This window comes from Borreliella mayonii, assembly GCF_001945665.1.
Classification (GTDB): Bacteria; Spirochaetota; Spirochaetia; order Borreliales; family Borreliaceae; genus Borreliella; species Borreliella mayonii.
The window spans coordinates 371,821-392,673 of the sequence record NZ_CP015780.1 but is presented as its reverse complement, the minus strand read 5'-3'; the positions used below and the strand labels follow the sequence as shown (position 1 = coordinate 392,673).

At 28.3% G+C, this 20,853-nt stretch carries 19 protein-coding genes; 11 read left to right on the top strand and 8 right to left on the bottom strand.

Annotated features, from left to right (window positions below; translation table 11 throughout):
- Positions 1 to 55: 55 nt before the first annotated feature.
- Genes Bmayo_RS01885 through Bmayo_RS01870 form a run of 4 tightly spaced genes read left to right on the top strand, consistent with a single transcriptional unit; the run spans position 56 to position 4,057 of the window.
- A complete protein-coding gene (locus Bmayo_RS01885; protein WP_075552074.1) occupies positions 56 to 1,480 on the top strand; it encodes an MGH1-like glycoside hydrolase domain-containing protein in 1,425 nt (474 codons plus the stop codon).
- A 53-nt stretch (positions 1,481 to 1,533) separates the two neighbouring features.
- Positions 1,534 to 2,898, top strand: coding sequence for a magnesium transporter (gene mgtE, locus Bmayo_RS01880; RefSeq protein WP_075552073.1), 1,365 nt, complete (start codon positions 1,534 to 1,536; stop codon positions 2,896 to 2,898).
- Positions 2,899 to 2,948: 50 nt separating this feature from the next.
- On the top strand, positions 2,949 to 3,368 hold the full coding sequence (locus Bmayo_RS01875) for an HIT family protein (protein WP_075552072.1): 420 nt from the start codon (positions 2,949 to 2,951) through the stop codon (positions 3,366 to 3,368).
- Between the two features lie 26 nt (positions 3,369 to 3,394).
- A complete protein-coding gene (locus Bmayo_RS01870) occupies positions 3,395 to 4,057 on the top strand; it encodes a hypothetical protein (protein WP_075552071.1) in 663 nt (220 codons plus the stop codon).
- Between the two features lie 10 nt (positions 4,058 to 4,067).
- On the opposite strand, the gene Bmayo_RS01865 is transcribed toward Bmayo_RS01870, so the two are convergent.
- The 4 genes from Bmayo_RS01865 to pdeB are packed head-to-tail and all read right to left on the bottom strand — an operon-like array spanning position 4,068 to position 7,588.
- Positions 4,068 to 4,541 carry an S-ribosylhomocysteine lyase gene (locus tag Bmayo_RS01865; protein WP_075552494.1) on the bottom strand — a complete coding sequence of 158 codons (474 nt, stop codon included), beginning with the start codon at positions 4,539 to 4,541 and terminating at the stop codon, positions 4,068 to 4,070.
- The gene (gene metK, locus Bmayo_RS01860; RefSeq protein WP_075552070.1) at positions 4,538 to 5,716 is read right to left on the bottom strand and encodes a methionine adenosyltransferase; all 1,179 of its coding nucleotides are present in this window, start codon (positions 5,714 to 5,716) and stop codon (positions 4,538 to 4,540) included. The genes Bmayo_RS01865 and metK overlap by 4 nt, the downstream gene beginning before the upstream one ends.
- Entirely contained in the window at positions 5,713 to 6,426 is a 714-nt protein-coding gene (locus tag Bmayo_RS01855; RefSeq protein ID WP_075552069.1) for a 5'-methylthioadenosine/adenosylhomocysteine nucleosidase, read from the bottom strand. Before Bmayo_RS01855 ends, metK begins: the two co-directional genes overlap by 4 nt.
- Positions 6,427 to 6,448: 22 nt before the next feature.
- Complete coding sequence (gene pdeB / locus Bmayo_RS01850; protein ID WP_075552068.1) at positions 6,449 to 7,588, bottom strand: cyclic di-GMP phosphodiesterase PdeB; 1,140 nt, start codon at positions 7,586 to 7,588, stop codon at positions 6,449 to 6,451.
- A 124-nt stretch (positions 7,589 to 7,712) separates the two neighbouring features.
- Here pdeB and Bmayo_RS01845 point away from each other — a divergent pair, with 124 nt between their 5' ends.
- The 6 genes from Bmayo_RS01845 to Bmayo_RS01820 are packed head-to-tail and all read left to right on the top strand — an operon-like array spanning position 7,713 to position 15,915.
- Positions 7,713 to 8,480, top strand: coding sequence for a hypothetical protein (locus Bmayo_RS01845; protein WP_075552067.1), 768 nt, complete (start codon positions 7,713 to 7,715; stop codon positions 8,478 to 8,480).
- A 12-nt stretch (positions 8,481 to 8,492) separates the two neighbouring features.
- A complete protein-coding gene (gene gltX / locus Bmayo_RS01840) occupies positions 8,493 to 9,965 on the top strand; it encodes a glutamate--tRNA ligase (protein ID WP_075552066.1) in 1,473 nt (490 codons plus the stop codon).
- A gap of 17 nt (positions 9,966 to 9,982) precedes the next feature.
- Complete coding sequence (locus tag Bmayo_RS01835) at positions 9,983 to 11,320, top strand: glycine--tRNA ligase (RefSeq protein WP_075552065.1); 1,338 nt, start codon at positions 9,983 to 9,985, stop codon at positions 11,318 to 11,320.
- Positions 11,317 to 12,534, top strand: a complete 1,218-nt coding sequence (gene tyrS / locus Bmayo_RS01830) for a tyrosine--tRNA ligase (protein WP_075552064.1) — start codon at positions 11,317 to 11,319, stop codon at positions 12,532 to 12,534. Before Bmayo_RS01835 ends, tyrS begins: the two co-directional genes overlap by 4 nt.
- 10 nt (positions 12,535 to 12,544) lie before the next feature.
- Positions 12,545 to 14,839 (top strand): AAA family ATPase, encoded by a 2,295-nt coding sequence (locus Bmayo_RS01825; RefSeq protein ID WP_075552063.1) that lies wholly within the window; start codon positions 12,545 to 12,547, stop codon positions 14,837 to 14,839.
- 17 nt (positions 14,840 to 14,856) lie between these two features.
- Positions 14,857 to 15,915: an NAD(P)H-dependent glycerol-3-phosphate dehydrogenase gene (locus Bmayo_RS01820; protein ID WP_075552062.1), complete on the top strand. Its 1,059-nt coding sequence runs from the start codon at positions 14,857 to 14,859 to the stop codon at positions 15,913 to 15,915.
- A gap of 21 nt (positions 15,916 to 15,936) precedes the next feature.
- Here the strand turns inward: Bmayo_RS01820 and Bmayo_RS01815 are convergent, their stop codons facing one another.
- Positions 15,937 to 16,215, bottom strand: a complete 279-nt coding sequence (locus tag Bmayo_RS01815; protein WP_075552061.1) for a PTS sugar transporter subunit IIB — start codon at positions 16,213 to 16,215, stop codon at positions 15,937 to 15,939.
- Between the two features lie 7 nt (positions 16,216 to 16,222).
- A complete protein-coding gene (locus Bmayo_RS01810; RefSeq protein ID WP_075552060.1) occupies positions 16,223 to 17,599 on the bottom strand; it encodes an aminopeptidase in 1,377 nt (458 codons plus the stop codon).
- A 122-nt stretch (positions 17,600 to 17,721) separates the two neighbouring features.
- Between Bmayo_RS01810 and p22 the strand changes: the two genes are divergently transcribed.
- Positions 17,722 to 18,306 (top strand): lipoprotein P22, encoded by a 585-nt coding sequence (gene p22, locus Bmayo_RS01805; protein ID WP_075552059.1) that lies wholly within the window; start codon positions 17,722 to 17,724, stop codon positions 18,304 to 18,306.
- Between the two features lie 41 nt (positions 18,307 to 18,347).
- Here p22 and mgsA read toward each other — a convergent pair whose 3' ends face one another.
- Together mgsA and pdeA are read right to left on the bottom strand one after the other, a co-directional pair.
- Entirely contained in the window at positions 18,348 to 18,728 is a 381-nt protein-coding gene (mgsA, locus tag Bmayo_RS01800) for a methylglyoxal synthase (protein ID WP_075552058.1), read from the bottom strand.
- Between the two features lie 95 nt (positions 18,729 to 18,823).
- On the bottom strand, positions 18,824 to 20,836 hold the full coding sequence (gene pdeA, locus Bmayo_RS01795; RefSeq protein WP_075552057.1) for a cyclic di-GMP phosphodiesterase PdeA: 2,013 nt from the start codon (positions 20,834 to 20,836) through the stop codon (positions 18,824 to 18,826).
- Between the last annotated feature and the right edge of the window lie 17 nt (positions 20,837 to 20,853).

Below are 20,853 nucleotides of genomic sequence, written 5' to 3'. Positions count from 1 at the left end.
TTTATTGTGTTATAATAAATAGAAGTATATTTCTATTGTTTTAGAGGATTTGGCATTGAATAAAAAAATGTTTCCCAAAATTTACTATTATGATCAAGACTTTATTGATATTTATAATAAAAGTTTATCTTGGATTCAAGATAAGGTTATTTTACAAAAAGTTGCAGATAGGGGTAAAAAAGATAAAAATTATTATTCTGAGAATTGCGATTATATAGATCAAATGCAAGCTTGTATTTCAAGCTTTTTTCTTGTCTATAGTAATGGGGAATATTCATCTACATCTGCAATTGATAAATTTTATCAATTGCAGGAAGAATCTGGTGCAATCAGAGCTAGATATGACAATAACAATGCTATTATTGATCTTGATGATAATGAAGAGAATATTGGATTTCCTATTTTTGCATGGGCTGAATATAACTTATATCATAAAACAGGAAATAAAAAGAGAATTTCTGAAGTTTTGCCAATTCTTGATAAGTATTATAAATGGATAGAGAGGAAATTTTTAAAGGAAAATGGTCTTTATTCAATTGATGTAAATAAAATTTTTTATAAAAACTCCCCAAGAGTAGATGCATATTATCCTGTAGATTTTAATTCATTACAAGTTCATAGTGCATATTGTATTTCTAAATTAGCAGACATTTTAAATGATAAAAACTTATCACTTGAATACAAAAAACGATTTTTTTCCCTTAAGGTCAAAATTAATTCTTTAATGTGGAGCGAAAAAGATGGATTTTATTATGATCTTGATGTTAATGAAAATATTCTTGAAATTAAGACAATAGTAGGCTTTTTCCCAATGCTTTCCGAGATTCCTAGTGAGGACAGAATAGAAAGAATGATTTTTTATTTAAAAAGCGCTAAGCATTTTGGGACTCCAAATCCTTTTCCAACACTTTCTGTTAGTGAGCCAGGTTTTAGCGAGGATGGCAATGGATATTATGGTTCAGTGTATACTTATATGAATTTTTTTGTGATCAAAGGTCTTGAATATTGTGGTCGTGCAAATATTGCAAGAGAATTTACTATAAGACATTTGTATTATATATTAGACACTTTAATGCCTTTTAATAAAATTAAAGGGCACATTTGGGAAGCTTATAAACCTATGCAAGAAGGACCTGCGTATTTTGATTCTAATAAAAAAACTTATACTGAGAAAGGTCTTATTTGTTATCTTGCGCTTTTTAGCATTAGTTTAATGATAGAAAATATTATTGGACTTACAATTAGTTTACCTGATAAAACTGTATATTGGAACATACCCACTCTTGAGATTATGGGGATAGAAAGCTTATCTCTTAAAAAAAATCAAACTACAATAATTTGCAATAAAGGGAAAAGAGGCTGGGAAATAAAAATGGAATCTGAAAAACTTTATTATTTTACAATAAATATATTAAACAAAAAAGAAAAAACCCTTCCTATTCCTTCAGGAAGATGTTCTATGCTTTTGGATAAGCTTTGATGAATTAGATTCATTAAATGTCTTGTAAAATTTAAATTTTTGGAGGCCTTTTAATGATAGATATTGATGAATTGAGAATTTTTCTTAAAGAGAAGAGTTATTCTAAAATTAAAGAAAAATTTTTAAAGCATGATTCCTTTGACATTGCTGAAGCTCTTAAAAGGCTTAATGGATCTGAATTGATTTTGCTTTACAGATTTTTGCCCAAAAAAATAGCAGTTGAAACTTTTTATAATTTTGACCAATCTACAAAAAACAAATTAGCAAATTCTTTTACTAATAAAGAAATAAGCGAAATGATTGATGAGCTAAATCTTGATGACGTTATTGATCTTTTAGAAGAGGTTCCTGCAAATGTTGTTCAGAGATTTTTAGCAAGTTCTACAGAAGAGAATAGAGAAATTATTAATAAATTTTTGTCTTACAGCGATGACTCTGCAGGTTCGATTGTAACAATTGAATATGTTGAACTTAAAGAAGATTTTACCGTTGGTAAAGCTCTTGACTATATTAGAAAGGTAGCTAAAACTAAAGAAGATATTTACACCTATTATATTACAGATGATGAAAAGCATTTAAAAGGAGTTGTAAAAATTGAGGATTTAATATTAGCTAAAGATGATGTCATTCTGTCGTCAATAATGAGAAGTAGCGGGTTTTATATTGTGGGGGTCAATGATGAGAAAGAAGATGTTGCACTTCTTTTTCAAAAACATGATATTACCAGTGTTCCTGTTGTTGATAATGAAGGAAGAATGATAGGGGTTATTATTATCGATGATATTTTAGAGGTTATTCAATCTGTGAATACTGAAGATTTTCAAATGATTGCGGCTGTTAAGCCTCTAGACACATCTTATCTTGATACTTCTATTTTGGTTATGACAAAAAATAGGATAATTTGGCTTTTAGTTCTTATGATATCTTCTACTTTTACAGCAACAATCATTTCAAATTATCAAAATTTAATGTTGTCTTTAGTGGTTTTGGCTAGTTTTATTCCCCTTTTAATGGATACTTCAGGCAATGCTGGTTCTCAGGCATCTGCTTTAATAATTCGTGAGCTTGCTCTTGGCACTGTTAAGGTAAAAGATTTTTTTAAAGTGTTTTTAAAGGAAATATGTGTTAGTATTCTAGTGGGAATAATTCTTGCTAGTGTTAATTTTTTAAGAATTGTATTTTTTGTAGCTCCACACCATTCTGATAAGTTGAAAATAGCCTTTGTAGTTTCATCTTGCTTGATGGTAAGTTTAACAGTAGCTAAGATATTGGGAGGTCTTTTGCCAATTGTTGCTAAAATTTTGAAGTTGGATCCAGCGCTTATGGCAGGCCCTTTAATCACTACGATTGCAGATGCTATTACTTTAATAGCTTATTTTAATATAGCAAAATGGGTTTTAGTTAGTTATGCTGTTTAAATTTCATTTAAACATGTTGATTGTTATTTTTTTATAATAGGATATTTTTAATGTATGATTGTATTTTTTGTAAAATAGTAAACAAAGAGCTTCCTAGTTATAAAGTTTATGAGGATGATTTAGTTTTAGCATTTTTGGATATTAATCCTTTAACTGTTGGGCATACTCTTGTTATTCCCAAAGAACATAGTGAGAATTTATTAAACATGGATGATAAATTTAATGAGAGAGTTTTAAGAGTATGTAAAAAAATTTCAAATGCTTTAAAGAGAATAAACCCAAGTATTTATGATGGAATAAATATTTATTCTGCTTTGGGGGCTGGTGCAGGGCAAGAAGTTTTTCATACTCATTTTCATATAATTCCAAGATTTAAAAATGATGGTTTTGGTCTTAAGAGGGGTAATAAACTTAATCTTGAAGTTGAAAAATTCAAAGAGTTGTCTATGAAAATAAGTATGAATATTTAATTTTATTTTGCCAAAAAGGATTCTTTGTGAGAAGAAACTTTTTATTCTTTTTTGTTTTTATGTTTAATACATTGAGAATTTATTCAGGAATTCCTGGTTATCTTAATGTCTACAGTGGAATTGGGATTGGTGTTGATAATTTTACTCGAGATTTATTCTTCTATGAAAGACTTAAGTATCAATTTTTCAGTGGGCTTGGTGTTAATGTTTCTCAAAATTTTGCATTTGGTGGAGAATTTAATTTAGATATTAAATTTTTGCCAAGTCACACTCCTTATACTAAAGAGATTATATTTATGTTGGATGATCAAGCATATTTGAAGCATTTTCTAAATTATTCCATAGTAAAAGATGTTACATTCTCATTGAGAATGTATGGTAATTATTTCTTTTTGCCTTATACCCCAATGTTTAGTTTAACCTTTTTTACAGGTTTAAAATTTTCATATATTGGTGCAAAAATTTGTTTTATAGGCTCAAGTGATTGGATATTGATGAGTAATTTTGTTTTGGTAGTAGACATTGGAGCTAGGATTAATATAGATTTTATTTTTTTGGAATATACAGCTTCTCCAATTTTTTACAACAAATCTTTACTTTTAAATCAAATGCATAAAATAACCCTGGGCTTTATTTTTCAGTTTGACGTAGCAACAAAAAATGACAGCGAAATACTTTCTATTTTGTAAATTTTATGATCTAGGGATATTTTAAATTTTCTTCTTTGATATTGTTTAATATTTGCAAGTATTTAGAAGATTCATATTTAGCCATATCAAGATTGTGTTCCTTATAATTTCCGCATTCTTTATCGCTTGCGCCTGGAATAGGCTCTGAAAAATTTAAGATTTCAGAAAAAAGCCATGATATTAAATCAATAAGATCTTTACTTTCATAGTCTCCAAAAATTATTAAGTAAAAGCCAGTTCTGCATCCCATAGGACCAAAATATACTATTTTTTCGGCCCAGACCTCATTATTTCTAAGCAAAGTAGCTCCTATGTGCTCTATTGTGTGTATTGCTGCATTTTCAATTATTGGTTCAATGTTGGGAGCTTTGATTCTAATGTCTATTGTAGTAAACATTACATTTTCAAAAGTATCTTTTCTTGAGACATATATGCCGGGGTTTAATTTTGTATGATCTATTGTAAAGCTTGTTATTTTTTTCATTTTTTTAGCACTGTTTGTATTTTTTTTACAAAATCTAATTTTTCCCATTCAAAATCATTTTTTCCAAAATGACCATAAGTACAAGTTTTGAGATATATGGGTTGTTTTAGTTTTAATTTTTCAATTATACCTTTGGGAGTTAAATCAAAGTTATTGATAATAAAATTTAATATTTTGTTTGCATATTTGGGATCATTTATTCCTGCGGTTATTTGAATAGATATTGGGTTTTCAATTCCAATTGCATATGCGAGTTGTAGTTCAAATTCTTTAGAAATTCCAGCTGCCACCATATTTTTTGCTATATATCTTGCCATGTAGGCAGCCGATCTGTCTACTTTTGTGGCATCTTTTCCGCTGTATGCTCCTCCTCCATGTCTTGCAAATCCTCCATAACTATCGGCAATAATTTTTCTTCCTGTAAGGCCAGTATCTCCGGTAGGCCCACCAATTACAAAATTTCCAGAAGGATTAATGCAATAAATAGTATTTTCATCAATTATTGATTTGTCTTGAATGGTGGGCTTGATAATTTCTTCAATTATTGTTTGTCTTATTAGTTTTTGGGAGATGTTTGGATGGTGTTGATGAGAGACTATAATATTTTTTATTTTTACAGGGTTTCTATTTTTATCGTATTCTATAGTAACTTGAGATTTTGAGTCGGGCCGCAACCATTTTATTGCTCCTGATTTTCTAAGATTGCTGGCTTTTTTTAGAATTGAATTGGCGAGTTCATAAGGAGCAGGTAAAAAATTTTCTGTTTCATCGCAGGCGTATCCAAATATTATTCCCTGATCGCCTGCTCCAAGGCTATTAGATTCTTTTTTTTCAATTGCGTTTATAATGTCACGTGATTGATTGCCAATAGCGTCTATTACCGTTATTGTTTTGTAATCAAGTCCATAATCAATATTTGTATAGCCTATATCTTTAATGATATTTTTAGCAATTTCTTTTATATCTATGTTTTTTTTAACAGGACTATTGATTTCTCCTGCTATTACTACTAAATTTTGTGCAATTATGACTTCGCAAGCTACTTTTGCATTTTTATCTTCTTTTAGTATCTCATCAAGGATGGCGTCAGAGATTTGATCTGCAATTTTATCTGGATGTCCTTCAGATACAGCTTCAGAAGTTAAAGTTTGGTTAGCTACTATTGTTTTATTCATATTAGCCTAATAAGTTCCTTTGTCATTTTGCTTGAATTTATTGATGATTCTTTTAAAAATTTATTAAAGTCTATATGGTTGTCTTTATTGTTTGGTAGATCAGAAATTGAGCGAATGATTATGAATGGTATTTTAAATATGTGTGCTACTTGAGCTATTGCAGCTCCTTCCATATCTACAGCTAAGGCATCTTTGAAATTTTTTTTAATTGTTTCAAGATTTTTTTCATTGTCAACAAATTGATCTCCTGTTAGTATTAAGCCAATATGGATATCAATGTTTAAAAGTTTATTGTCAATAATATTGACTACTTTTTTCAATAGCTCTTCATCTGCTTTAAACTTTTGTGGCAAATTGGGGACTTGTCCTATTTTGTGTCCAAACTTGGTTAAGTCAAAGTCATAGTATGCTGCTTCTGAGGATACTATGATATCTGATATTTTAAGATTAGAGTTTTCTTTTATTCCTCCAGAACTTCCAGAGTTTATTATATGAGTGATTTTATATTTAGAGATAATTTGACTGCTCCAAGCTGATGCGTTAACCTTTCCAATTCCTGTAGTTAAAGATATTACATCTTTTCCTAAAATTTTTCCTTTATAAATTTTTTTATTTTCCAAGTAGTCGTTTAATATAATTTCTTCTTTGTTGTCAAGTATTTTATTTATTTCTTCTGATTCTTCTTGCATGGCTGATATTATCAAAATCATGTTTTTTCTCCTTTAAAGTGCCTTATATAATGTCTATTAAAGAATATTTATTTTTAATTAGTTCTATTTCATTTTGATTGAGTATTTTTTTTATTCCTGTGTTTGTGTTTGGTATAGACTGAACATTAGATTGCTCATTTCTGTCTACAACTTTTCCATTTTTTATTATGTAGTTTATGTATGGAAGATTTGGGTTAGAATCATCTATATCTACTATTTTGGCTATAGAATTGTCATTAAGTTCTATAATAAAGTCTAAAGGACAAGAAGATATTGCATTGATTATTAACTTTAGAACTCTTTTGTCAAATTTTTTGTCTGCATCTTTAATTAATTCAATAATAGATGCTCCAGAATTAAAAGATTTTTTGTATGCCTTATCTAAAATGATAGCAGAATAGGCGCTAGCAGCGCCTATTATATTTGATTCTATGCTGATGTTTTCACTTGTTAGTCCTTTAGGGTAACCAGTTCCGTCTAGATTTTCTTTATGTGTTAAAAGCGTCAAACATATTGATCGTGACAAATTGCTTGTTGAAGCTATTTTATAGCTTATTATGGGATATTTTTTTATTGTTTCTAGTTCTTCCTCAGTTAATTCTTCTTTTTTTTCGCTTATTTTTGATGGGATAAATAAAAATCCTATTTTATGCAAAAGAGCAATACTACAAAGTTCTACTGTTTTGTAGTTATTTAGTCCCATTTCATTGCCAAGGGCTACTGTTAGGATAGCTGTATTTACTGAGTGAATAATATGATAGTTTGCAGAAAGCTTGGGAATTCTAAAATATTTGATAAAATTTTTTTTCTGTTTTTTGTAAAATTCTATTACTTTTTTTACGGTAGGCATAATATCTTGGTAATATATTTTTTTATTTCTTTTGCAATTTTCATAAATTTCTTCTAAATTGCTTATTATTACATGATAACTAGAAATAGCCTCTTCGTTAAATTTTTTGTGTATTTCTTCATATTCTCTTTTAACAGAATCGTCACTGAAAAAATTTTTTCTCTCTTTAATGTATGACTTTAGATTCCATTTTTCAATAAGCTCAATATTTTTGTCTCCAATAAATGCATTCTCAGGCCAAACTAAGAATTCCCTGTCTATTAAATATGATGAATTTTTTATATTTTTGATAATGCTTTCAAAATTTTGCATTTATTTCCTTGAAATTAAGCTCTATTAACCATGTATATCATATTATTTATTAATTGTCTATCTATTAGTATAATGTATTTATTATATCTCAATTTTTGAATTAAGCTTTTTTGAAGAGATTTTTATGGTAGAAAAAATACGCTTAGGTTTTAATATTATTTTTCTTGGATTGTTTGTTTATTTTCTGGCAATTTTAAGATTTCAAATGAAATTAAGCTTCATTTTGTTTAATTACCAATTTATTGTAATTTATTTTTTATTAGTGATTGTTTTTAATGTTATTTATTCCCAGTATTTTTTTTCAAGATTATATTTTATTTTAAATGGAATAGAAGATACATTTACTTTTTTAAAGCTTAAAATGGTTCGTAAAAAGCTTAAAAGTGTTTTTGAAATATCTATTCTTCTTAGGTTTATTTTAATAAAACAAGATAAAAAAAGTCTTGATGAGCTTTATTTTTACTTAAAAGACAGTAGATTAAGACATAAGACAATAGTAGAACTTTATTCTGTTCTTATTAGTTTTAGAGAAAAAGCAAAGGCTTCTAGTTTGATTTTAAATTACAGGTGCAGTAGAAATAAGTGGGTGAAATATTGTGAGGCTCTTAGTATGTTGTCATTTGAAGAGTATTCAAAGCTAAAAGAGTTGGTAAATTTTTTAGATAAGTTTTTTTTGAAAAATGATATTTTTACTATTTATTTCTATTACTTATTGCGAAAATCAAAAACATCTTTTGATTTGCTTGAAAGCAAGAAAATTGAAATTAGAAATCGATACTATAAATTTAAAAACAGGATAGATTCTAAGCATACAAAGCTACTTGGTTCGAATTTATTTTTTGTTGTTTTTTATTATATTTATGATTTTTCTAAAAAAGATGTTTTTTATTAAAGGAGTTGTGTTTTGAGTATAAGAGTTCGTTATGCGCCTTCTCCAACGGGTTTGCAACATATTGGTGGGATTAGAACAGCTTTGTTTAATTATTTTTTTGCAAAGTCTTGTGGAGGTAAATTTTTACTTAGGATTGAGGATACAGATCAGAGTAGGTATTCTCCAGAAGCCGAAAATGATCTTTATTCAAGTCTTAAATGGCTTGGTATTTCTTTTGATGAAGGCCCTGTTGTAGGAGGTGATTATGCACCTTATGTTCAGTCTCAAAGAAGTGTAATATATGAGCAATATGCTAAATATTTAATTGAATCTGGGCATGCTTATTATTGTTATTGCAGCCCTGAAAGGTTGGAAAGGATTAAGAAAATCCAAAATATTAATAAAATGCCACCTGGATATGATAGGCATTGTAGGAATTTAAGTAATGACGAAGTTGAGAATGCGCTAATTAAAAAAATCAAGCCTGTTGTTAGATTTAAAATTCCTTTAGAAGGAGACACTAGCTTTGATGATATTTTGCTTGGAAAAATTACATGGGCAAATAAAGACATTAGTCCTGATCCTGTAATTCTTAAGTCAGATGGACTTCCAACTTATCATCTTGCTAATGTTGTTGATGATTATTTAATGAAAATTACCCATGTATTAAGGGCTCAAGAATGGGTTTCCTCAGGTCCATTGCACGTGCTTCTTTATAAGGCTTTTAAATGGAAGCCGCCTATTTATTGTCATCTTCCAATGGTTATGGGAAATGATGGTCAAAAATTAAGCAAAAGACATGGATCAACAGCTTTAAGGCAGTTTATTGAAGATGGATATCTTCCAGAAGCTATTATTAATTATGTTACTTTGCTTGGCTGGTCTTACGACGATAAGAGAGAATTTTTTTCAAAAAATGACCTTGAGCAATTTTTTTCAATTGAGAAGATCAATAAATCTCCTGCAATTTTTGATTATCATAAGCTGGATTTTTTCAATAGTTACTATATTAGAGAAAAAAAAGATGAAGATTTATTTAATCTTTTACTTCCTTTTTTTCAAAAAAAAGGATATGTTTCTAAGCCTAGTACTTTAGAAGAGAATCAAAAATTAAAGTTATTAATTCCTCTTATAAAAAGTAGAATTAAAAAATTAAGTGATGCTTTAAATATGACTAAATTTTTTTATGAAGACATTAAATCTTGGAATTTAGATGAGTTTTTAAGCAGAAAAAAAACAGCTAAAGAGGTTTGTTCTATTTTAGAATTAATAAAGCCTATTTTAGAAGGATTTGAAAAAAGATCGGCAGAGGAAAATGATAAAATTTTTTATGATTTTGCTGAGAGCAATAATTTTAAATTGGGGGAAATTCTTCTTCCTATTAGAATTGCAGTGCTTGGCAGCAAAGTTTCTCCGCCGCTTTTTGATTCTTTAAAATTGATAGGCAAATTTAAAGTTTTTGAAAGAATAAAATTAGCACAGGAATTTTTAAGAATAAACGAATAGCTATTAAGGATATTTTTATGGTTAGAATGGAAGATATTATTTCTCTTGCGAAAAGAAAAGGGTTTGTATTTCAGTCTTCAGAGGTTTATGGAGGCCTTTCAGGAGCTTGGGACTATGGTCCTTTGGGAGTTGAACTTAAGAAAAATATAAAAAAAGAGTGGTGGAAGAGCATGGTGTATTTGCATGAAAATATCGTAGGTTTAGATAGTGCTATTTTTATGCGCCCTGAAATTTGGAGAGCATCTGGCCATGTTGATGGTTTTTCTGATTCTATGGTTGATTGTAAAGATTGTAAAAGTAGATTTAGAGCTGATTTAGTTGATTTGTCAAAAAATTGCCCAAATTGTAAAGTTGGAAATAATTTTACTTCTCCAAGAGGTTTTAATTTAATGTTTAAGACCCATATTGGAGTAGTTGAGGATAGTTCTAGTGAGGTTTATTTAAGACCTGAGACGGCACAAGGAATTTTTGTTAATTTTAGAAATGTTTTAGATTCTTCAAGGCTTAAGATTCCCTTTGGAATTGCTCAGGTAGGTAAAGCGTTTAGAAATGAGATAGTTACTAAAAATTTTATATTTAGAACTTGCGAGTTTGAGCAAATGGAAATGCAGTTTTTTGTTCATCCCAAGCAAATAGATGAATGGTTTTGTTATTGGCAGCAAAATAGAATGAATTTTTTTATAGAAACTCTTAAAATTAGGCCTGATAGATTAAGATTTAAGGCGCATGATTCAACTCAGCTTGCTCATTATGCAAAAGCTGCATTTGATATTGAGTATGAATTTCCGTTTGGATTTCAGGAAATAGAAGGCATTCACAACAGAGGTGATTATGATTTGACTCAGCATTCTAAATTTTCTAACAAGCCCAAAATATTTGAGTATCATGATTTGTTAACAAAAGAGAGATATGTACCTTATGTTATTGAAACTTCTGCTGGTCTTACAAGAGCTGTTTTAATGACCCTTTGTGATGCTTATTCTGAGGAGGAGCTCTCAGATGGAGACAGGCGTATTGTTCTGCGCTTAAACCCTAAGTTGGCTCCTTACAAGATTGCTATATTCCCGCTTGTTAAAAAAGTTGAGCTTATTGAGGTTGCTAGAAGGATTTATATAGAGCTTTGCGATGATTTTCATATATTTTACGACGATAGTGGAACAATAGGTAAAAGGTATAGACGTCAAGACGAAATAGGAACTCCTTATTGTGTAACAATAGACTACAATACTATTGAGGATGAAACAGTTACTGTTAGGGAAAGAAATAGTATGACTCAGAAGAGAATTTTTATTAATGATTTATATTCATACATTAAAACAGAGATTTTAAATTACAAAGAGGATTTTAATAAATGAATCTTGCTTTAAGTCTTTTACATAAACGCGGATTTTTAAAGCAATGTACATCTTTAAAAGTTTTAAGTGATTTAATGGATATAGAAAAAATAGTTTTTTATGCAGGAGTTGATGCAACATTTAGCTCTCTTCATATTGGTCATTTGATCCCTTTTTTAGCAATGATGCATCTTAGACAACATGGTCACATACCAATTGTTTTGATTGGCGATTCTACAGCAAAAATAGGTGATCCTTCTGGAAAAAGTGAGATGAGAAAGATTTTATCTTCAGAAGAGATTAGAAAAAATGCCTTGTTGATAAAAAATCAACTTCAAAGAATAACTAAGTTTAGTTCAGAGTGCTTTATTTATAATTCAAATTGGTTAGACAATCTCAATTATATTGAATTTTTAAGAGATATTGGCATGCATTTTTCTGTTAATCGCATGTTAAGCTTTGAAACTTATAAAAGAAGGTTGGATTTTGGACTTTCATTTATTGAGTTTAATTATCAGCTTTTACAGTCTTATGATTATTATATGCTTAATAAAATTAAAAATTGTCGACTTCAAATTGGTGGTGATGATCAATGGGGGAATATTATCGCAGGTGTTGACCTGATTAGAAAAAAAATTGGAACAGAAGCTTTTGGGCTTACGTTTCCATTAATTACAAGAAGTGATGGGAAAAAGATGGGTAAATCAGAAAAGGGTGCCGTTTATCTTGATTCTAATCTTTACAGTATTTATGATTTTTATCAATATTTTAGAAATACTTCAGATTCTGATGTGAAAACTTTTTTATATCTTTTTACTTTTTTAGAAGAAGATGAGATCGAATTAATTTCAAATTTTAAGGGAAATTCTTTAAATAAAGCTAAAGAGATTTTAGCTTTTGAGATAACTAAAATTGTTCACGGAGAAGCGGAAGCTTTGAAAGTTCAAGAGGCATCTTTTGCTGCATTTAGGGGAATCGGAGATAGAAATAATATTCCATTTTTTAAATTTAGCTTTTCTAATTTAGAAGAAGAGGTATTTTTGATTGATTTAATGCTAGATTCAAAAATTGTGCCTAGCAAATCAGAAGGCAGAAGATTGATTAATTCTGGAGGGGTTTATATTAATGGTAAAAGGGTAGAAAATCAGAACCACTGTCTTACTAAAAAGGATTTTAATAATAATGAAGTTGAATTAAGATTAGGTAAAAAAAAATTTTTACGAATTGTTTTATAGTTGATTTTGGATGTATGATAGAAGAGCTTTAAATTGTTTGTTTTTTAACACTTTTTTGTTTTTCATGGAATCTAAACATCTTGTGTTTACAGAAGAGCACATTTTTTATGGGCTTATTAAAAGCGATAAAGTTAAAGAACTGCTTAATTTGTGTGCAATTGACTTTTATAAGCTTAATAAACAACTAGAAGAATTTTTCAGTAAACTTCCTTTAAGAGACAATTATATCCCAGACCATGTTTCTAGTATGGATTATTTGTATGACGATATAATTAATGCTCTTTTTTTTTATAAAAAACCTTATAAAATACAAGAAAAAGATTTATTATGGGTGCTTGTCAAAAAAAGAAAAAACAGTATTTTAGATGCACTGCTTAATTCGGGTTTTAATTTGACTATTTTTGACAAACTTATTGAAGTTCATGATTATTTGGCTGTAAATGCTAAATCTGACTCAGGCTATGATAGTGAATTAATTACAGAATATATTCATAATAATGTGCTAAAAAAGAAAGGAGGCTTTCATATTTTTGATGATAAGCGTAATAAGTTGGATCAAGATAATATTTTATTAGAAAGTAAAGACTCTATTGATAATTTTTTAACAAATGTTATTGATACTTTGGATTTAAAATACAATCCTTTAATTGGCAGAAAGCAAGAATTATCTCGGTTAATTCAGGTGATACTTAGGAAGCATAAAAGTAATCCTATTTTATTTGGAGAACCTGGGGTTGGAAAAACAGTATTAATTCAAGGTCTTGCATATAAAATAAAAATAGAGAATGTTCCAAGGGATTTAATAGGGTATGAAATTTATTCTCTTGATATTGGTAGGCTTGTTTCGAGCACTAAGTATAGGGGGGATCTTGAGAGTAGAGTGAACAGGGTTTTAGATTTTTTAAACTCAAGAAAAAAAGTTATGCTTTTTATTGATGAAATCCATATGATAGTAGGGGCAGGAGCTACGTCATTTGGTAGCATGGATATTTCTAATTTGTTGAAGCCTATTCTTACTTTGGGGAAGATTAAATTTATTGGAGCTACTACAGAATATGAATATAGAAAATTTTTTTTAAAAGATAAGGCTTTAATGAGAAGGTTTCAGAGTATAGAGCTCAAAGAGCCTAATTTTGAAGACACCTATAATATTTTGCAGGAGATTAAAAGAGATTATGAGAGATATCATAATGTGGAATATACAGACGAGGCAATACAAGCTTGCATTGTAATGTCTAAAAAATATATTAAAGATAGATTTCTTCCAGACAAAGCTTTTGATATTTTAGATGAATTAGGCTCTAAGTTTAAACTTGAAAATATAAAAAGGATCATAACAAAAGATGATGTTTGTGATCTGATTAAATCTATTGTTGGTTCTAACATTTTTAATTTTGAAGAGTATAATAGTGAATTGCTAATTAATTTAGAAAATAGAATAAAAAAAGAACTTATTGTACATGATGGCTTGATATTTGATTTGATATTAAATATTAAATTGTTAAAATTTAATTTGCTTGCCAACAGAAGTACTATTGGCATATTTGCTTTTATTGGTGCTTCTGGAGCAGGAAAATGTAAATTAACAGATATTTTATCAGAAGAGTTTGGAATTCCGAAATTTACTCTTAATATGGGTGAGTATAGTGATTTTAATTCTCTTGATAGATTGATTGGGCCTGTTTTAAGTAATGAAGGGTATTATGAATCTACTAGATTTTTCAAATTTTTAAACAAATCTTCTAATTCTATTATTTTCCTATCAGATTTTGATAAATGTAGTAAAAGGGTTTTAGATTTTTTTTTGGAGGGGTTTAAAACAGGTAAGCTTTTTGATGGTCTTGGGAAAAAGGTAAGTTTATCGGAAAGCTTAATAATAATAAGTATTAATGCTAAGAACAAAGAGCTTAATAGTATTGGTTTTAAAAATAAAATGGCAGAGGGAAATGATTTTAACCTTATATTAGAGAAGAGATTCCCTAATGAGTTTTTAGAGTTAATAGATCATGTGTTTGTATTTAAATCTATTGATGAGCTAGATTTTGAAAAAATCATTTTTAATGAACTTAATTGTTTTGCAAGGATATTAAGAGATAGAAAATTCGATGTTTTTTTTGAAAAAAGTGTTGTTGATTATATTCGAGAAAAGATCTATGGAAAGGGTTACAGCTTAAAAAGTGTTAAAAAGTTTATATTCAAAGAGTTAGGAAAGCTTTTAATAGATGAAATTCTTTTTAAGAAAATTGAAAATTCTGGTAAAATAAAAATCTATTTAGATAAAACAATAAAATATGAGTTTTTATAAGGTTATAGGGAGTATTTATGAAAATATCAGTAATAGGAGCAGGTGCTTGGGGAACGGCTATCGCGAAGTCTTTGGCAGATAAATTTGATTTTAATATTTTTTTATGGTCTTTTGAAGAAGATGTTAAGAATGGTATCAATAATGATAATGTTAATTCCAAATATTTAAAGGGAATTAAATTGCCAAAAAATTTAGTTGCAAGTTCAGATTTGTTGGAAGTTGTATCAATGTCTGATTATATTTTTATTGTAACGCCCTCTCTTTTTACTGTTGATATTTTAAAAAAATTGGATCAATTTTTGCTATCTTTGGAGATAAAGCCAAAGATAGCAATACTTACAAAAGGATTTATTACTTTTGGTGGTAAAACTCAGACAGTTATTGAAGCTGCTGAGAGAGTTATGAAAAGATATAAAGATGAGATTACTTATATTGTTGGCCCAAGTCATGCTGAGGAAGTTGGGCTTGGTGTGATAACAGGACTTGTTGCGGCTAGTAATAACAGAGAAAATGCATATTTGTTTATTAATTTATTTAGCAAAACTTCAATTTCTTTATTTTATAGCAACGATGTTTTTGGAGTGCAAATAGCAGCAGCTTTAAAAAATGTGTTTGCAATTGCATTTGGAATTTTGGATGCTTATAAATTAAATTATCCTAATTTGATAGGTAGTAATACAGAATCATTTTTATTTTCAGTATCCTTGAATAATATAAAAGATATTGCAATTGAGCTTGGGGGGAAAAATATTGAAACGTTTTTATTTTTGTCTGGTTCTGGCGATTTGGATGTTACTTGTAGAAGCATGTTTGGAAGAAATAGACGATTTGGTAATGAAATTGTTAGTAAAAACATTTTAGAAAGCTTTTTTGATATAGATGATTTGATAAGTAATATTGAAAAAATTGGATATTTGCCAGAGGGAGTTTTAGCTGCTAAATCAATTTTTTCTTTTTTTAAACAATTAAATCGTGATTTTAATCCTAATAGCTTATTAAGTGTTATATATAAAATTTTGAATAAAGAGTTGGAGCCTGAATCTGTTATTGAGTATATGAGAGATGTTATACAATAAAATAAAGCCTCTTTAGAGGCTTTATTGTTTTTGTTCATTCATCATATATAAAATTTTATTGTAAACATCTTCAATTATTTCAAAATTCATTACAACTTCTGTAAGTTCATTAGATTTAATAGTTCCTATTATGTTGTCATTTTTTGTTAAATCGTCTCTTTTGACTAAAGAATTGCTGTCTACTAAAATTTTTATTCTTGTGAGGTCTTTGTGTATGTTTTTAATATTTTTAATTCCCCCAAAACATTCCACAATATGCTCTGCTGCTTTGATTTTATTTGTTTTTTCTAAATCTGCCATAGTAATTTTATTCCTTGTAGAAAGCTTTATATGCTAAGTAAGCATTGTATAAATCAAATTTAGAAGTTATTTCCATTGGAGAATGCATGCTTATAACAGCAGGTCCCATGTCTATTGTTCTTATTCCGTAGCTAGCTAAGAATTTAGCAACAGTTCCTCCTCCTCCTTCTTCTACTTTTCCAAGTGTTGCTACTTGCCAGGCTATATTGTTTTTATTTAATAATTGTCTAATGTAATAAACAAGTTCAGCATCAGCATCGCTGGCCATACTTTTCCCACCATGTCCTGTGTATTTCATTATAGGTATTCCATAGCCAAGTTGTGGAGCATTTTGTTCGTCATGAACTGAACTAAATAGTGGGTTTATTGCTGCGCAAACATCAGCAGAAATGCTTTTTGAATTCCACAAAGCTTTTTGGACTTGAAGATTGTTGTATTCTGATTTTTTAATTTTAAAGATCATGTCAGAAACAAAATATTCAAGATATCTTGAGTCTAGTCCTGTTGAACCTGTTGAACCAATTTCTTCTTTATCTACAAGAAAGCAAATGGCTGTTTTGTTTGGAGTTTCTTCAAGATCAAATATGGATTCTAGTGAAGTGTAAGCGCATATTTTGTCATCTTGTCCGTAAGCGCCAATTAAAGCTTTGTCAAATCCAACGTCTTTTGCTGTTCCTGCAGGCACTATTTCAATTTCTGATGATACGAAATCTTCTTCTTCTATTTTATATTTTTCTTTTATTAGTTGCAAAGTTGCTAGTTTAACTTTATCTTTTTCTTTTGTTTCGATTGGTAAGCTTCCAATTAAAATTTTTAGATTTTCTCCCTCAATAATTTCATCTGATTTTTTATTTCTTTGTATTTTTCTATCAAGATGGGGCAAAATGTCGGGAATTACAAATATAGGATCGTTTTCATTGTCTCCAATGTTGATTTCAACCTTTTCTCCATTTTTTAAAAATACCACGCCTCTTATTGAAAGGGGTATAGATAGCCACTGATACTTTTTTATTCCCCCATAATAGTTGGTTTTAATAAATGTAAGTTCGTTTTCTTCAGAGATTGGCGAAGGTTTTGCATCAAGTCTTGGTGAATCTGTGTGAGAAACGATGAAATTCATTCCATCTTCAATAGGATTTTTGCCAATAATAGCAAAAGCAACAGATTTTTCTCTACAGGTGTAAAAAATTTTATCACCCGGCATTAAATTTTTTTTCTCTTCAGCGTTAATAAACCCTAATTTTTTTGCTTTATTTAGGGCATAGGCTGTAACTTCTCTTTCTGTTTTAAATTTACTTATAAATTTTTTATAACCTTCGGAAAAATTGAAAATTTGATTTTTTTCTTCTTCATTTAAAAATATCCATGGATTTTGTTTTTTCATTAATATGCCTCCTTTTTCATTTTAACATTTTAATTGCTTTTAAAGTGTGTACAAAATAAATTATTTATTGTAAACTTACTTTTAATTTTAATATGATTAAAAAAATATAAGGGAGAATTTTTATGTATAAAAATGGTTTTTTTAAAAACTATTTACTATTGTTTTTTTTATTTTTAATAATTGCTTGTACTTCAAAAGACAGCTCAAATGAATATGTTGAGGAGCAAGAGGCGGATAGCTCTTCTAAGCTTGATGATTCTAAAATAGATGAACATACTATTGGGCATGTTTTTCATGCTATGGGAGTAGTTCATTCAAAAAAGGATCGAAAAAGTTTGGGTAAAAATATAAAGGTTTTTTATTTTTCTGAACAAGATGGACACTTTCAAACAGTACCCTCAAAAGAGGATGCAAAGTTAATAGTTTATTTTTATGACAATATTTATGCAGGAGAAGCTCCGATTAATATTTCTGGAAAAGAGGCCTTTATTTTTGTTGGGATTACCTCTGATTTAAAAAAGATTATAAATAGTAATTTACATGGTGTGCGAAGCGATCTTATTGGTACTTTTAAAGATCTTAATATTAAAAATTCAAAATTGGAAATAACAGTTGATGAAAATAATTCAGATGCCAAGACTTTCCTTGAATCTGTTAATTATATTATCGACGGTGTTGAAAAAATTTCATCTATGTTAACGAATTAATTCATATTTGCGATTTTTTAGGCTTTAATTTAAATTAAAGCCTAAAAAATCAAGCTTTCAAGTCCTTTTATTAAAATTTCTGCTGTTTTTACGTTGGTTGCAAGCGGTATTTTATGTACATCGCAAAGCCTAATAAGAGCTGATACATCTGGCTCGTGGGGCTGGCTTGTTAGGGGATCTCTAAAGAAAAATATAGCTAATATATTCCCTTCAGCTACTTCAGCTCCAATTTGCTGATCTCCTCCCATAGGGCCTGATTTATATTTAATAATTGTAAGATCAGTAGCTTGTTGGATTCTGGATCCTGTTGTTCCTGTTGCAATAAGCTTGAATTTAGATAAGAAGAGATAGTTTTGTTTGACAAAATTTACCAAATCATCCTTTTTTTTATCATGCGCGATTAATGCTATTTTTTTTTCCATTAATTTTGTTCCTTTTCCAATGTAAAATAATTTTTGTTGAAGTTTAATAAAACTTAGTCATAAGTATATTTTTAGATTTCACTGTTTTTTAGAATTTATATTGGTTCTGGTTTGTGCCATAAAAATCCTTGTCCGTAGTCTATTTCTAGTTCATTTATTTTTTTTAATATTTCCTCATTATACACAAATTCGGCAATAATTTTTATATTTTTTGTATCTGCTATTTTTTTAATAGATTTTATTATTACAAAATCTATTTCACTGGAGTTTATTGCTTTTATGAAAGATCCGTCTATTTTAAGCAAGTCTATTGGTAGTGTTTTAATATATGAGAGTGATGTATGTCCGCTTCCAAAGTCATCAAGTGCTAGTTTGATTCCAAAACTTTTTAATTCTTGAAAATATTTATTTATTATCTCAAAATTTTCAAGAATTCCATTTTCTGTTATTTCTAAGCATATATTTTGAAGTGGGATTTGGCTTTTCAATAAAGTATCTCTTAAAAAGATTCGAAAGTTTTGGGATTTTAGTGAATAAGGAGATATGTTGATTGAGAAAATGTGAACTCCATTTTTTGATACAAAACTTTTATATTCTCTTAAAGCTTTTTTAACCACTAATTTGTCAACTTCAACGGTTAAATTGTATTTGTCTATTAAGTTAAAAATTTGATCGTTTGGAATTGGTCTGCCCATATGGTCAAAAAGTCTTGTCAAGATTTCTATTTTGGGCTTTAAGTTTTTTTTAAGAGGATTTATTTTTTGATAATAAAGAGTGAAAAAATCATTTTTTATTGCTTTGAGTATATATTGAAAGATTTTGTTTTGATTTTTTAAAATCAATGCTTCTGGCAGTTCTTCTTTGTATATAGTAGGATTAGATTCTTTATATTCTGATGATATTTTTGTAGCCATCATTAATTTGGGGATTTTGAATTCTAAGTTTTCTTTTAAATTTACCTCTATTATTCCAATATTGAATTTGAATATAATAATATCTTCTTTTTTAAATGCCAGCGCAATTGTTTTTTTGATTTTTTGGGCAATTGAGATTATTTGTTTTTCACCGCCACTTGTGCATATGATTACTATTAAATTGTTGTGTTTTAGCTTAAAAATATATTCAGAGTACAGCGACATTATTTTTGAATACATTATTTTAAGTATTTTTACATTAAGCTTTTCTTTATCCTCTTTGTATTCATATTCTGTTGTTAGGGATACGTCTAAATTAAGCAAATATATTCTTTTCTTTTTGTAAATATCCATATTGTTTACTAGTAATTTTTCAATTTGATAAACATTTTGAATCTCGTCTTGCGAATCAATAATTTCTAGGTATTTATAGTTTTCTATTTTATTGGAGTTTGGTATTTCTTTAATTGTTATTAATTTGTCAATATTATTTTGAGCGATTGTGCTAATAAATATATCTACATGTAGTTTTTTGTTATTTTTTAAAGTTAAAAGACAATCGGTTATTAATATATTTTTAAATTCAGGAATAGAATTTGTATGATAACTTAAATCTATTTTTTTTAACTTTTCCAAATCTCTAATATCTATGTCGGTTACTTTGATTATATTTCCAGAGGTTTTCATTGGAATATTAAGATTTTTACTACCTTTTTCATTAATATAAATAATTTCATTTTTGGTATTTGTGATTATTACTATTTCTTTTATGAGTTCTGATAAATTTAAGAAGAAATCCAGAGTTGTGTTTTTATTGTCGCAAAATAGTTTTTTTTGGTGTATTAAGCTTTGCTTATATTCTAATTCGCTTATATCTTTTATTATTTCTATGTGATTAAATTTTAAATATTCCTCATCAAATTTTTGATTGCTAATTATAATAGAATGGATTTTGTTTTTATTTTTTAGTTCATTTGCAATGTTTATTGAAAAATCTATTGGGTTTTCATAGTTATAAATAATAGCGAATTTAATATTATTTTGTTTTACATATTCACTGTATAAAGCTTTTTCAGATTTTACGATTTGAATTAAGTTAAAAATAGATTTAAGCTTTATAAGATCTCTAACATTAATTTCGTTTTTAGAGATTATAATAGAATTTATATTTTGATAATTATTAACTCCATTCATTTTATTGGCTTGCTCTT